At 66.1% G+C, this 13,064-nt stretch carries 12 protein-coding genes and 1 pseudogene; 3 read left to right on the forward strand and 10 right to left on the reverse strand.

Annotated features, from left to right (window positions below):
* Nucleotide 1 precedes the first annotated feature (1 nt).
* The 7 genes from ACFC0O_RS01895 to ACFC0O_RS01925 all read right to left on the reverse strand — a co-directional run bounded on the left by ACFC0O_RS01895 (nucleotide 2) and on the right by ACFC0O_RS01925 (nucleotide 6,357).
* Nucleotides 2–1,072 carry an ABC transporter ATP-binding protein gene (locus ACFC0O_RS01895; RefSeq protein WP_375952967.1) on the reverse strand — a complete coding sequence of 357 codons (1,071 nt, stop codon included), beginning with the start codon at nucleotides 1,070–1,072 and terminating at the stop codon, nucleotides 2–4.
* Nucleotides 1,069–1,950, reverse strand: coding sequence for an ABC transporter permease (locus tag ACFC0O_RS01900; RefSeq protein WP_375952969.1), 882 nt, complete (start codon nucleotides 1,948–1,950; stop codon nucleotides 1,069–1,071). The genes ACFC0O_RS01895 and ACFC0O_RS01900 overlap by 4 nt, the downstream gene beginning before the upstream one ends.
* Nucleotides 1,938–2,813: an ABC transporter permease gene (locus tag ACFC0O_RS01905; protein WP_375952972.1), complete on the reverse strand. Its 876-nt coding sequence runs from the start codon at nucleotides 2,811–2,813 to the stop codon at nucleotides 1,938–1,940. Before ACFC0O_RS01905 ends, ACFC0O_RS01900 begins: the two co-directional genes overlap by 13 nt.
* On the reverse strand, nucleotides 2,810–3,883 hold the full coding sequence (locus ACFC0O_RS01910; protein WP_375952975.1) for an ABC transporter substrate-binding protein: 1,074 nt from the start codon (nucleotides 3,881–3,883) through the stop codon (nucleotides 2,810–2,812). Before ACFC0O_RS01910 ends, ACFC0O_RS01905 begins: the two co-directional genes overlap by 4 nt.
* Nucleotides 3,884–4,147: 264 nt before the next feature.
* Nucleotides 4,148–4,591 (reverse strand): hypothetical protein, encoded by a 444-nt coding sequence (locus ACFC0O_RS01915; RefSeq protein WP_375952978.1) that lies wholly within the window; start codon nucleotides 4,589–4,591, stop codon nucleotides 4,148–4,150.
* A gap of 95 nt (nucleotides 4,592–4,686) precedes the next feature.
* On the reverse strand, nucleotides 4,687–5,913 hold the full coding sequence (locus ACFC0O_RS01920; protein WP_375952981.1) for an FAD-dependent monooxygenase: 1,227 nt from the start codon (nucleotides 5,911–5,913) through the stop codon (nucleotides 4,687–4,689).
* A 9-nt stretch (nucleotides 5,914–5,922) separates the two neighbouring features.
* Nucleotides 5,923–6,357, reverse strand: a complete 435-nt coding sequence (locus ACFC0O_RS01925) for an alpha/beta hydrolase fold domain-containing protein (protein WP_375952982.1) — start codon at nucleotides 6,355–6,357, stop codon at nucleotides 5,923–5,925.
* Nucleotides 6,358–6,466: 109 nt separating this feature from the next.
* On the opposite strand from ACFC0O_RS01925, the gene ACFC0O_RS01930 reads away from it, so the two are divergent.
* Both ACFC0O_RS01930 and ACFC0O_RS01935 read left to right on the forward strand, forming a co-directional pair.
* The gene (locus ACFC0O_RS01930) at nucleotides 6,467–7,696 is read left to right on the forward strand and encodes an alpha/beta hydrolase fold domain-containing protein (protein WP_375952985.1); all 1,230 of its coding nucleotides are present in this window, start codon (nucleotides 6,467–6,469) and stop codon (nucleotides 7,694–7,696) included.
* Between the two features lie 161 nt (nucleotides 7,697–7,857).
* On the forward strand, nucleotides 7,858–9,039 hold the full coding sequence (locus ACFC0O_RS01935; protein WP_375952988.1) for a cation:proton antiporter: 1,182 nt from the start codon (nucleotides 7,858–7,860) through the stop codon (nucleotides 9,037–9,039).
* A gap of 49 nt (nucleotides 9,040–9,088) precedes the next feature.
* On the opposite strand, the pseudogene ACFC0O_RS01940 reads toward ACFC0O_RS01935, so the two are convergent.
* The 3 genes and pseudogenes from ACFC0O_RS01940 to ACFC0O_RS01950 form a co-directional block, all read right to left on the reverse strand.
* Nucleotides 9,089–9,523: pseudogene (locus tag ACFC0O_RS01940) on the reverse strand (M23 family metallopeptidase); the annotation flags it as partial.
* A 439-nt stretch (nucleotides 9,524–9,962) separates the two neighbouring features.
* On the reverse strand, nucleotides 9,963–10,760 hold the full coding sequence (locus ACFC0O_RS01945; RefSeq protein ID WP_375952991.1) for an RNA polymerase sigma factor SigF: 798 nt from the start codon (nucleotides 10,758–10,760) through the stop codon (nucleotides 9,963–9,965).
* A gap of 132 nt (nucleotides 10,761–10,892) precedes the next feature.
* Nucleotides 10,893–12,416, reverse strand: a complete 1,524-nt coding sequence (locus ACFC0O_RS01950; protein ID WP_375952994.1) for a sensor histidine kinase — start codon at nucleotides 12,414–12,416, stop codon at nucleotides 10,893–10,895.
* Nucleotides 12,417–12,551: 135 nt separating this feature from the next.
* On the opposite strand from ACFC0O_RS01950, the gene ACFC0O_RS01955 reads away from it, so the two are divergent.
* Complete coding sequence (locus ACFC0O_RS01955) at nucleotides 12,552–13,004, forward strand: VOC family protein (protein ID WP_364635556.1); 453 nt, start codon at nucleotides 12,552–12,554, stop codon at nucleotides 13,002–13,004.
* The last annotated feature ends 60 nt before the right edge of the window (nucleotides 13,005–13,064 follow it).

The raw sequence follows: 13,064 nt of genomic DNA on the forward strand, positions 1-13,064 counted from the left end.
TTCAACGCGAATCCGCGGCCAGCAGCACCGGCCGGTCCAGCAGCGAGACCTCGACCCGGGTGCCGGGGGTCAGCTCGGCGGCGCGGTGGCTGGCCACGTCGGCGAGTAGTTCCAGACCGTCGGGCCGGGTCAGGCGCAGGCGGGTGGTCGCGCCGAAGAACGTTCCGGACTTCACAGTCGTTGTGCCGTCCGGGGATTCGTGCACCAGCACCGCTTCCGGGCGGGCCAGTACGGTCACCTCACCCGCCGGTGTGGACTCACCGTCGCACACCAGCACCTGCTCCCCCACCCGAACGTGGGTGGCGTCCACTGCGATCGCCGGAATCCGGTTCATGGTGCCGACGAATTCGGCGACGAACGGCGTCGCGGGCCGCTGATACACCTGATCGGGACTCGCGCACTGTTCCATGCGGCCATTGCGCATGACCGCGACCCGGTCCGCGATGGCCAGCGCCTCCTCCTGGTCATGGGTGACGAAGACGGTGGTCACGCCGAGTTCGCGCTGGATGCGGCGAATCTCCTCGCGTAATTGCTGGCGCACCTTGGCATCCAGGGCCGAAAGCGGCTCATCGAGCAGTAGCACCCGGGGTGCGATGGCGAGCGCTCGCGCCAGTGCGACGCGCTGCTGCTGTCCGCCGGAGAGCTGATGCGGATACTTCGTCACATGTTCGGCGAGGCCGACCATATCCAGGAGTTCGCGCGCCCGCTCGCGCCGCCGCTTGGCGGGCCGACCGCGCAGGCCGAGCCCGAACGCCACATTGTCCTGCGCCGACATGGTCGGAAAGAGGCTGTAGGACTGGAAGACCATGCCCATATCGCGCTTGTTCGCCGGGATCGAGGCGGCATCGCGGCCACCGACCAGGATCTGCCCCGAACTCGGGTGATCGAATCCGGCGAGAATGCGCAGCGCGGTGGTCTTACCGCAGCCCGAGGGACCGAGCAGGGCGATGAATTCACCCGGTTCGATATCGAGGGTGAGCCCGTCCAGCGCCCGCACCGCACCGTAGTGCCGGTGCACATCGGCGAAACTCACCGCGGTGCTGCTGATTTCGGGAACGGTCTGGGCGGTCATCGGGATTCCTTCCGGGATCGACCGGCGATCGAGACGACGATGAGCAGGACGAGCCAGGTCAGCACCAGGCTCAGAATGGACAGTGCGACCTGCAACTGACCGTCGGTATTGGCCGACTGCGCCAGCCACACCGGGAAAGTCCGGAAGATCAGGATCTTCGCGATCGTGTACTCCCCCATGACGAGTGCGAAGGTCAGGAAGGCCGCGTTCAGGATGGAGGTGCGCAGCGCGGGCAGCACCACCCGCCACAGCACCGTGAACCAGCCCGCGCCGAGGTTTTGCGCGGCCTCGACCAGCACGTCGATCCGCGAGCCGCGGATTCCGGCATCGAGGGCCCGGAAGGTGAACGGCAACGCGATCACCACGTACACCAGCGCCAGAATCAGCGAAAGCGGTTGCCGCTGTAGCTCGGTGAAGACCTGGGTCACTTCGACGTAATCGCTGTTATTGCCCCAGGAGAGCACACTGCGCACGCCCACCACCAGGGCGACCGGCGGAATCACCAGGGGCAGAAGCGATAACAGCTCGACCAGCGGGCGCGCGGCGGGTAATCGCAGGTGCACCAGCAGCATGGTGGGCACCATGAGCACCAGGGTGATCACCACCGCGATCAGGCCCAGCGCCAATGAGGTGCCCAGGGCGTCGGTGAGCCCACCGGCGGACAGGATGTGCCCGTACGCGCGGAAACTCACCCCGTTCTTGTCGTGGATGGTGAACCAGAACGCCACCGCGAACGGGCCGATGAAATAGAGCCCGGCCAGGCCGAGCACGATCCACCGCCAGTACGCCGTCGGGCGCGAGATACCGCGCCGAGGTCCCGAATTCGGTTGTCCCGCAGCGCCACCCAGCACCACGGCGGGATCGGTCACTGTAGCCATCGGGAGGTCCTGTTCTGCATGTACTGGTAGAGCAGGGTCAGCGGCACCACCACCACGATCATGTTCAGAGCCATGGCCGCGCCCAGATTCTCCTGTCCGACAAGGACATTGCCCGAAACGGCGCTCTCGATCTGGAGGGGCGTGATCGCCAGGGTGCCGTTGGTGAGCGCATCCGCGGTCGCGAAGGAGGAGAACGAGGTGCAGAACAGCAGCGCCACACTGCCCAGGAAATGCGGCAGCAGTGCCGGACCCGCGACGTAGCGCCAGTACTGCCAGCCGCGCGCGCCCAGGCTCTCCGCCGCCTCGCGCCATTCCGGCCGCAGGCCCTCCAGCGCCGGGGTGATCACCAGAACCATCAGCGGGACAAGGAAATACAGGTAGACGAACTGCACGCCGATCTGGGAGTAGAGATCGAAGTGCAGATCATCGCGAAGCGAGACGCCCAGGTGATCCTGCACCAGTTTCGTCAGCACGCCGGCATTGCCGATCGCCGCGACGAACAGGAACGCCAGCGGCAGTCCGCCGAAATTCGCCAGCACGGCGGCAGAGGTGGATACCGCGCGTTGCAGCAGTTGCCCGCGTCCGCTCGAAATCGCGTGTGCCAGCACGATACCCAGCACGGCCGCGATGACCGCGACCACCAGCGACAGCACCACGCTGTTCTTCAAACCGGTGAGGTACGCGCCCTTGAGCGCCGCCGCCACATTCGCGGTGCCGAAACCGGTATGTCCGCTATCGCCCACCTGGAACGCGGAATACGCGATCACGCCGGTGGGCAGCAGGAAGAACACGCCGACGTAGGCGAGGAACGGAACGAGCCCGAGCCAGCGCAGGGCTCGGGCCGAACGGGCCGTGGAACTCATTTGACAGTGTTCGCCCAGTTCTGGGTCATGACATCCTTGGCCTTGGCGGCCTGATCGTCGGTCGGATAGACCGCCTTGTCACTGGGCGCGGGCAGCACCTTGGTGAGCGCCGGATCGACCTTGCCGTTCTTCTGCATGGCGGGCAGGCGCACCGGGCGGGCGAAACCCTTGAGCAGGCCGTTCTGACCCTCATCGCTGTACAGGTACTCCTGCCACAGGCGCGCCGCGGCCGGATGCGGTGCGGTCTTGCTGATGGCCTGTGCGTAGTAGCCGCCGATGGTGGCATCGGTGGAGACCGCGACCGTCCACTTCACGCCGGTGTTCGCGGTGGTCTGCGCGATGCCCGCGTTCAGGTAGTCCCAGTCGATGATGATCGGGGTCTCACCGGACTGCACGGTCGCCGCGGTCGCCTTGACCGGGACGAAATTGCCTGCGGCCTTGAGCTTTCCGAAGTACTCGATACCGGGCTGGATATTGTCCGGCGAACCGCCGTTGGCCAGCGCGGCCGTCCACACCGCCATGAGCGCGGAATTGCTCTTGAGCGGATCGCCGCTGAGCGCGACCTGACCCTTGTACTGCGGTTTGATCAGATCGGCGATGGTGGTCGGGCACACCTGCACCTTGGCCGAATCGCAGCCGATCGACATGTAGCCGCCGTAATCGGCGAACCACGTTCCGTCCGAAGCCTTCTGGGAATCCGGGATATCGGCCCAGCCGGTCACCTTGTAGGGCGCGTAGAGCCCTTCCTTCGCGCCGCTGATGGCGAACGAGGTGCCCACGTCCACCGCGTCCGGCGCGCGATCCTGCCCCTTCAGTGATTTGATGGCATTGATCTCGTCGGCGCTGCTCGCGCCCGGGTTGTCATCGTTGACCTTGATGCCGTACTTGGCGGCGAAATTGTCCATCAGTTCGCCGTAGCCCGCCCAATCCCGTGGCAGCGCCATGAGATTGAGCGTCCCCTCCTTCTTGGCGGCGGCGATCAACGCGTCCATCCCACCCAGGTCCGCGGCCGAGGTGGCGGTGGCGGCACTGCTCGCCGCCGTCTCGGACTTCTTGGTGCAGGCTCCCATGCTCAGGACCAAAGCCCCTGCGACGAGACAGATTCCAATATTGCGAGCAGATGCGATGCGCACGAGCGACTCCCGGTCCAGCGTTCGATCAAATACCGGGAATCGATCACGATCCCGGCAACACGTACATACATTCGGCCCGAAAGTTGTATAGCCAAGATATCCGAAACATACGGAAGGTGAACAGAAAATGTGATGTCCGGTCCACTTTCTGTTCACCCCATCTTGCGCTTGAATCGCTAAGCGCCGCAGCCGAATGCCGCCCTACGGTACGAAGAAGGTCGCCAGACCGGGAGTGACGATGCCGCCGCCGACGGGATTGAGGATCAAAGCGACCTGTCCCCCACCGGTATTGAGCGTCGCGGCGGCGGGAATGCCGTTGAGGCCGTTGGACAGTTGCGCCGCGCCGGTGGCTCCGGTGGCCAGGTTGATCCAGTTGACCCCGGCCGACAGGGGGCAGCCCCAGCCGCCGGGTTTGTCGCCGGTGATCAGCACTACGCCGGGCTGATCACCGACCACCGCCGCGCATCGCATCGCGGGGGCATCGAAGCTGCCGTTCGGATTACCGAACGGAGCGGGATTTATCTGGAAGGGGATGGAGACCGGATCGGCAGCGGCGACTCCCGTTGATGCCATCCCCGCCGCGGCACCGATGATCGCGAACAAACCCAGGGTGGTTCTCAAAGCCGGTGTGGTTCTCAAAGCCATCGTGGAGATCTCCTGCGGTGGTAGGGACCAGACTCGAGCATTGCCGACCATATCGGGCATTCGCGACGCCGCGTTACCCATCAGCGTATTGTCAGCTAATTTCCCTGTGTCAGGGCTTCGAAACCCGTGTAATCGCGCAGTGTGATGGCGTCGGCCTTTTGCAACTGCTTCGACATGAGGCCGCGCATGGGTTTCGAGGTCATCACCCGGACCGAGAGATTGCGCATGCGGATGGCCGCCCGGCTACCGGGCAGGAAACCGTTCACACCGCCCGGCGGCAGCTTCTGGCATTCGGTCACATACGGGCGCAGTTCCTGCTGATAGCGGTCGAAGGCCGCCCGGTGGTCATCGCGCGAGCGGGCCAATTCACCGGCCAGGACGTACGCGCCTACCATGGCCATCGCGGTGCCGTTGCCCGAGAGCGGCGAGCCGCAGTAGCCCGCATCACCGATCAGGGCGACCCGGCCGCGAGACCAGCTGTCCATCCGGGTCTGGCTGATGGTGTCGAAGAAGAAGTCCGGGGCCTGATCCATCACCTCGAGCAATCGCGGTACGTGCCAGCCCAATTCGCCGAACCGCTCGGCGAGAATGCGCTGCTGCCCCGCCTGATCGTGCCGGTCGTACACCAGATCCGTTGCCTTGAAACCGAACATGGCCTTGGCACTGGCCGGTCCCTCCGGCCGGATGGCGGCGAGCAGGCCACCGGGCGCGTTGTACATCAGGAACCAGTCCTCGAGGTCGAGGCCGTCCACGGGCACCGTGAAATAGGACAGATACGCGCCCAGATGGTGGACGAATTCGGATTCGGGACCGAAGGCCAGGCGGCGCACCGTGGAGTGCAGACCGTCCGCGCCGACGACGAGATCGAAGACGCGCGAGGCATTGCGGCCGAAGTCGGCCACCACGCCGTCCGCGGTCTCGCGCAACTCGGTGATCGTATCGTCGAAGAGGTACTCGACACCGGATCGCGCTGCGGCATAAAGGATATCGGTGAGATCACCACGCAGGATCTCGATCTCGGCGACCGCGCCCTCACCATCGAAGAGTTCGGCGGACATACTCGCCGACCAGTCACCGGCGGCGTCGACATAGGCCAGACCGCGCTCGTGCACACGGGCCCGCTCGATCTCGGGCAGAATGCCCATGCGCTCGGCGACCTCCTTGGCGACGCCGCGCAGATCCACGGCCTGCCCGCCGGGACGCGGGGCGGGTGCGCGTTCGACAACGGTGACCTCGAATCCGTAGCGGCGCAACCAGTATGCGAGGGTCAGACCGGCGATACTGCCGCCGGAGATCAGCACGGTACGGGCGGTGGTATTCATCGGGTGCTCCTAAAGGGTGGGAATCATCAACTGGCGCAGGATGGGTGGCCAGCCCTGTTCATGTGCGAGCTTGCGCACGGCGGTGGCGACGGCGCTGCCCGCACCGCGACCGCCGATCAGCAGGCGGTCCGGATCCGCGGACAGGTCCGCCGCGTGTTCGGCCGCCCATTCGAGGGTGCGCAGGGCATCGCGCTCCATGGCGGCGCGCTGCTCGGGCAGCAGGTCGTATCGCACCGCGAGGACGACGAAATCGCCTGCGGCGCTCAAGGTTCGGCAGAGCGCGTCGAGATCGATCGATCGGTTCGACGCACCGACCTCGAACAGCGTCAGCAGTGCGCGCGGCGGGCCGGTGGGGCCGGGCCAGTAGATACGAGAGCCGCGGTCGACGATCGCGGACCGCAATCGCAGGTCGGCGACCCGGTGGCGGGCCGGGGTGGAAGGCATGCCAGAACATTCGCATCGGCTCCGCGACCGAAGGAAGGTCCGAATGCGCATAACAGTCTTGCGTCCACGGCATGACCGTTCGCACCGGATCTGGGCAATACTGACGATCATGAACGTCCAGACCGGTGAGAACACGGCCGGAAGCCCGACTCCGCTCCCCAAAGCGCCCGATGCGATCGAGTTGCGCCACCTGCGGGCCTTCGTCACCGTCGCCGAGGAACTCAATTTCGGCCGGGCAGCCACCCGCCTGTACGTTTCACAACCCGCACTGAGCAGGCAGATTCGGGCACTGGAACGCCTGGTGGGCTGTGATCTGTTGCGGCGCACCACGCATCGGGTGGAGCTGACGCTGGCCGGGGAGGCGCTGCTCGATCGCGCGCGGCGCATTCTCGACGATGTGGACGAGGCGGTATCGGCCACCCGGGCGGTCGGCGGGGAGCTGCTGGCGCGAATCGCGCAGTACTGGGAGCCTTTCGGTGATCCGGATCCCGAATTGGGGGTGCTGCGAACGGCTTACGAGGACCTGCACGCGCAATTCCCGCCGCCGCCGGAGGTCACCGTGCGACCGGCCAACGCGGGCGGGGTGCCGAGTCTGCTGGTGCGGACCGAACAACCGAACGACACCACGGTGCTCTATCTGCACGGCGGCGGGTATATCGCGGGCTCGGCGTTCGGCTACCGCTCGCTCGCCGGTGCGCTCACCGTCGCCGCGAACAGCAGCACGCTCATCCCGGATTATCGCCTCGCGCCGGAACATCCATTTCCGGCCGCCGTCGACGACGCCGTGAGCGCCTACCGCTGGTTGCTCGATACCGGCGTCGAGGCCGAGAACATCACGCTCGCAGGCGATTCGGTCGGTGCACACCTGACCATATCGGTCCTGCTGCGACTGCGCGAGGAACAACTGCCGCAGCCCGCGAGCGTCGTATTGCTCTGCCCCGGAATCGATCTGCACTGCGGAACACTCGATGCCCAGCTACCGGACGCGCAGCCGGGGAAGGTGTCGGGGGCGCATTTCCACCGCCGCATCGTGCCCGACTATCTGGCCGGGCATCGCGATGATGATCCGATCGTCGCCCCGTTGCTGGCCGATCTGACGGGCTTGCCGCCGCTGCTCATCCAGGCGAGCACGGGTGACTCGCATCTCACCGACGCGCATCAACTCCTGGACCACGCCCAGGCGCACGGGGTGCGGGCCCGGCTCGAGCTCTATCCGGTGGAAACCCATAATTTCCACCTGTTCTGGTCGTTCCTGCCCGAGGCCGCGGACGCCCTCGAACAGGCCGGGAAGTTCATCCGGGAGCAGGCCGGACGGGCGCGGGTCCGGTCCAGCGCATAGCCCTTCTACCACCACAATCACCCCTCGCCCGTTTTGCCCGATTAGGGTTGGGGCGTGAATATTGCAGCAACACAGATATTGCGCTCGTTCGTAGCACTGTTCGAGTTGAAGATGATCACCTCCGGCCCAGCCGGCCGCGATCTCACGGACGGCTGAGCTGAATGGTCGCGCATGAAACCGCACTGTCACTGGTTCAACTGGGCGCGGTGCTCTTCGGATTGGGATTGCTCGGACGATTGGCGGCGCGGATCGGGATGTCACCGATCCCGCTGTACCTGATCGGCGGGCTGGTGTTCGGCACCGGCGGGCTGATCGAATTGCAGCATGTGGACCAGTTCATCGAACTGGCCAGCGAGATCGGCGTGGTACTGCTGCTCCTGCTGCTCGGATTGGAATACACCGCAAGCGAATTGGTGACCGGGCTGCGCAGCTCCTGGGCTGCGGGCGTGGTGGATCTGGTACTCAACGCGGTGCCCGGCGTAGCGGTGGCGCTGATCCTGGGGTGGGGAGCCACCGGGGCGGTCGCCATGGCGGGCGTCACCTATATCTCCTCCTCCGGAATCGTCGCCAAGGTGCTCAATGACCTTGGGCGACTTGGCAACCGGGAGACCCCGACGATTCTGTCGATCCTGGTGTTCGAGGATCTGGTGATGGCCGGATATCTGCCGGTGCTCACCGCCATCCTGGCCGGGGCCGGATTCGCGGCGGGTATGAAAACGGTCGCCATCGCGCTCACCGCGGTCACCGTGGTGCTGGTGGTCGCGCTGCGCTACGGGAAGTACGTCTCCAAGATCGTCGACAGCCAGGACCGGGAGATCTTCCTGCTCAAACTGCTCGGCTCCGCCCTGCTGATCGCGGGAATCGCTTCCGCGCTACAGGTTTCGGCGGCGGTCGGGGCGTTCCTGCTCGGTATCGCCATCTCCGATTCCACCGCGCACAATGCCACCAAACTGCTGGAACCGCTGCGCGATCTGTTCGCGGCGCTGTTCTTCGTACTGTTCGGGCTCAGCACCGATCCGGCGAGTATTCCGCCGGTGCTCGGCTGGGCGATCGTGCTGGCGGTGCTCACCGCCGGAACCAAGATCGCGACCGGATGGTGGGCGGCCGGGCGGGCCGGGGCTTCCCGCTACGGACGCGCTCGCGCCGGATCGGCACTGGTGGCGCGCGGTGAATTCTCCATCGTCATCGCGGGTCTCGCGGTCGCGTACGGGGCGGTGCCGCCCGCGTTCGCGGCGCTCGCGACCACCTACGTGCTGATCATGGCCGTACTGGGACCGGTCGCCGCGCGATTGATCGAACCCGCGCTGCGGTGGGCGGATCAGCTGCGCGTGCGCACGGCCTGACCACGATCGCCGCCGGTGGCCCGCTCGACGCGGGCGGCCACCGGGGCGGTCAATCCCGTTCGGGGCCCAGCGAAATGCCACGACTGGCCAGCCACGGCAGCGGATCGACCTTGTCCGCGCCATTGAGCCACACCTCGAAATGGCAGTGCGGACCGGTGGAGAAACCGCGATTGCCGACCGTGGCGATCTGATCACCCGCCAGCACCCGCTGACCCACATCGACCGTCGCGGTATCAACATGCCCGTAGACGGTGATGGTGCCGTCATCGTGCTGAAGTCGCACCCACATGCCGAAACCCGAGGCCGGACCAGCACTGATCACCTTGCCGTCCTCGACGGCGTAGATCGGCGTTCCGATCGGGGCGGCGATATCCACGCCCAAATGTTCCGCGCCCCAGCGCGAACCGAAACCCGAGGTGAAGGTGCCCTCGGCGAATTTCACGAACAGCGGGCGCAGTTTCGAGGCGGCACGGGCCGCGATATCGGCCTCGAATTGCTCGCCATTGCGCAGAATGTCTTGGAAGTCTTCGGGATTCTCCACCTGGGCGGCATCGAGAATCTCCGGGAAATGCGCATCGGTGCCATCCAGGGTGGCCGGCTGTAAGGCCGCCAACTCCTCGGTGGCGGAAGTGTCCGCGGGTTGTTCATGCGCCTGCTGCATACCGGCCTGCGTGGCGGCCACCGCCGCGCCCGCGGCCACCGCGGCTATCACCGCGCGACCGCGCAGTACCTTGATCGCGGGCTGGCGCCGGTGCGCACCCCGGCCATTCTGAATCCCGGAAGTATTGCCGTGCAATAGAACTGCGCCTCCAACCTCGTTCTGCCCTGAGTCGGCCGCGAGACCGTAACAGACGAAGCTGTGAGTCGTTCCCAGGAAACCGTATGGACCGGAGCGCCGGCACCGTGCGTGCGTGACGGCCGGATTACGCGGTGCGCGCGAACTCTTCCGGGCCGAGTGCCTGTTCACGCAGGTCGGACAGGGTGCGCGTGAGCAATCGCGAAACCTGCATTTGTGAGACGCCCAATCGCTGGCCGATCTCGGACTGGGTCCGATTCTCGAAGAAGCGCCAGTGCAGAATTTGGCGTTCGCGCGCGGGCAATTTCGCCAGCAGCGGGCCCACCGCGAGCGCGTTCTCCAGCAGCCGATACGACGGCTCCTCCGCGCCGAGCGTGGCGACCAGCGGGGATTCCCCGGATTCGCTATCGCGGGTCGCGTCGAGCGAACTCGCCTGATACGCATTGCGCGCCACCAAAGCCTTGGTGACCTCGGCCAATTCGACCTCGAGTTCGGCGGCGATCTCCCGCGCGGTGGGCATGCGCTCCAGCCGTTGCGCCAGTACTTCGACCGCCGGGGCGATGCGGCCCTGTAATTCCTTGGCGCTGCGCGGAACTCGCACCGACCACGTGTTATCGCGAAAATGCCGCCGCACCTCACCCATAACCGTCGGCACCGCGAAGGACAGGAATGAACTCCCGCGCGTCACGTCGAAGCGGTCGACGGCCGCCACCAATCCCATCGAAGCCACCTGGTGCAGATCGTCGAACTCCTCACCGCGGCCCTTGTACCGGCGCGCGATGTGCTCGGCCAGCGGCAGGCACAGTTCGATGATGCGTTCGCGCAGCACCTCCCAGTGCGGGTCATCACGATCGAGGTGCGACCATTCGGTGAACCGCACCTCGATATCGTCATAGCTGTCCTTGGTGGCTATCGCCTCGTTCATGAAGTTCCTCACTTCTCTACGAATCCGACAGATACCGAGTACCCACTCGGTCGTTATCAAAACGTAATCAGCCCGAATTGATCTCTACCTGCGGGTATCCGAGGGCGAAAACACCGCGATCGCGGCTCGGCGTCAGCTCGTGACGGGCGTGCCCGGCGGAACCTCCCGCGGCAACCGGACCGTGAAGGTCGCCCCCGCGCCCGGGGCGGTGTCGACCGTCACCCGGCCACCGTGCGCGGCCACCAGGGCCTGCACGATGGACAGACCCAGGCCGGTGCCGCCGCTGGCACGAGTGCGCGAGGAATCGGTGCGATAGAAGCGTTCGAAGACCCGCATGGCGGCATCGGGGGCCAAGCCCGGACCCTTGTCCTCGACATCGATCCGGACCTCATCGGGAGACGGTGTGAGCCGCACCGTGATCGGGGCCGGGGCGGGCGTATGGGTCAGGGCGTTGCCGACCAGATTCGCCAGCACCTGCCGCAAACGGGCCTCATCGCCGACGACCTGGAGGGTGCCCTCCCCCGGGCACACCTCGAGCTTGATCGGGCGGGCCGGTGCGTCCGCGGTGACCTGCTGGCGCGCGGCGATGGCCTGGGCGTTGTGCACGGCGTCCGAGCCGATGGTCAGCAGATCCACCGGCTTCCGCTCGAACGGGCGGTTCGCGTCGACCCGGGCCAGCATGAGCAGATCCTCGACCAGCAGCCCCATCCGCGCGGCCTCGGCCTCGATCCTGGTGAGAATTCCGGCGGCATCGGCGCTCGCGCCCTGCCGGTACAGCTCGGCGAAACCTCGAATGGTGGTCAGCGGGGTGCGCAGTTCATGGCTGGCGTCGGCGATGAAGCGGCGCATCTTCGCCTCCGAACGCCGGGCGGCCTCCTCCTGCGCCTCGGTCGCGGCCACGCCGTGCTGGATCTGGGCCAGCATTTCATTGAGTGAGCGGGCCAGATGATCGACCTCGGTATCGACATTGCGCACCGGCACCCGGCGATGCAGATCACCGCCCGCGATGGCCGCGGCGGTCTCCTCCACCTGGCGCAGCGGGCGCAGACTGCGGCGCACCACCAGATAGCCGCCGGTGCCGAGCACCAGCAAAGCCGTTATGCCGGTGGCCAGTTCGAAATAGATCAGGCCGGAAATGGTCTCGCGGTTCTCGGCCAGCGAGATGCCGATGGTCGTCGAGCCGTATTCGTTGGCGATGGTGAGCACCCGCCAGCGCGGCATGGATTCATCGGTGGAGCGCACCGTGGCCGGGCCGTCGCCGTGCAGATCCGACAGCGCCGGGGTCGAATCATCGCCTCCGGCAAGGAATTCCGAATACACCGTGCCGTCCGGGCCCTTGCGCAGTTCATAGAATCGGCGGGGCTGTTCGCCCGTCGTCTTCACAGGTTGCGGCGGACGCGGCGCATCGGTGGGCACCCACACCGCACGACCGTCCTCGGTGGTGATCTGCTTCATCGCGCGCGGCTGCGCCCAGCCGCGCGCGGCGTCGAAGAGTTGCTCATCGGTTCGCGAGGTCAGCGAACGCGATAAAGCGGAGGTCAGCGCCACCCCCGAGGCGAGGAGCACCAGTGCCGCGAGCGCCACCATCGCCACCACCAAGCCGATTCGGAGCGGTACCGAGGAGGCCCGCCGAGCCAGCGTCTTCCGCAGGTTCACGTCCCGCTCAGCCCCGGTTCCGAATCGTTGTGCCACACCGTCATGGCTAGATGGTGGCGTTGGCAACCTCGGTGACGCTGTATGTGCGCTGGGTGTTTCCTGTGAATCGCCCGCCGGGGCGCTATAACAGTCGGTATGGCATTGAATTGGAAGCTTGTCATCGACAGCGCGGACGCCCCGGTCCTGGCGGATTTCTGGGCCGCCGCACTGGAATACGAGGTCGAGGATCCGAGCCCGCTCATCGAACAATTGCTCGCCGCGGGGCACCTGCCGCCGGAGGCCGTTCGAGAACACAATGGCCACAAGACTTTTCGCGGACTGGCAGGTATCCGGCACCCCGAGGATCCCTTCGATCCGCTCAGCGGCGCGGGCCACGGCAGGCGACTGCTCTTCCAGGACGTCCCCGAACCCAAATCCGTGAAGAATCGCCTGCATATCGATGTGCACGGCGTGCCGGGTGAACTGGAAGCACTGGTCAAGCGGCTGGAGAGCCTCGGGGCCGAGCGCGTGCACGAGGTCGACCAGGGACCGGCCGGGCACTGGTGGGTCATGCGTGATCCCGAGGGCAATGAATTCTGTGCCGCCTAGGTGACACGGAATTGCGCGCCGGATAGGTATAGCGTTTCATTCGTCAACTGCCCGCTGGGA

The sequence above is a fragment of the Nocardia sp. NPDC056100 genome, assembly GCF_042266325.1.
Taxonomy (GTDB): domain Bacteria; phylum Actinomycetota; class Actinomycetes; order Mycobacteriales; family Mycobacteriaceae; genus Nocardia.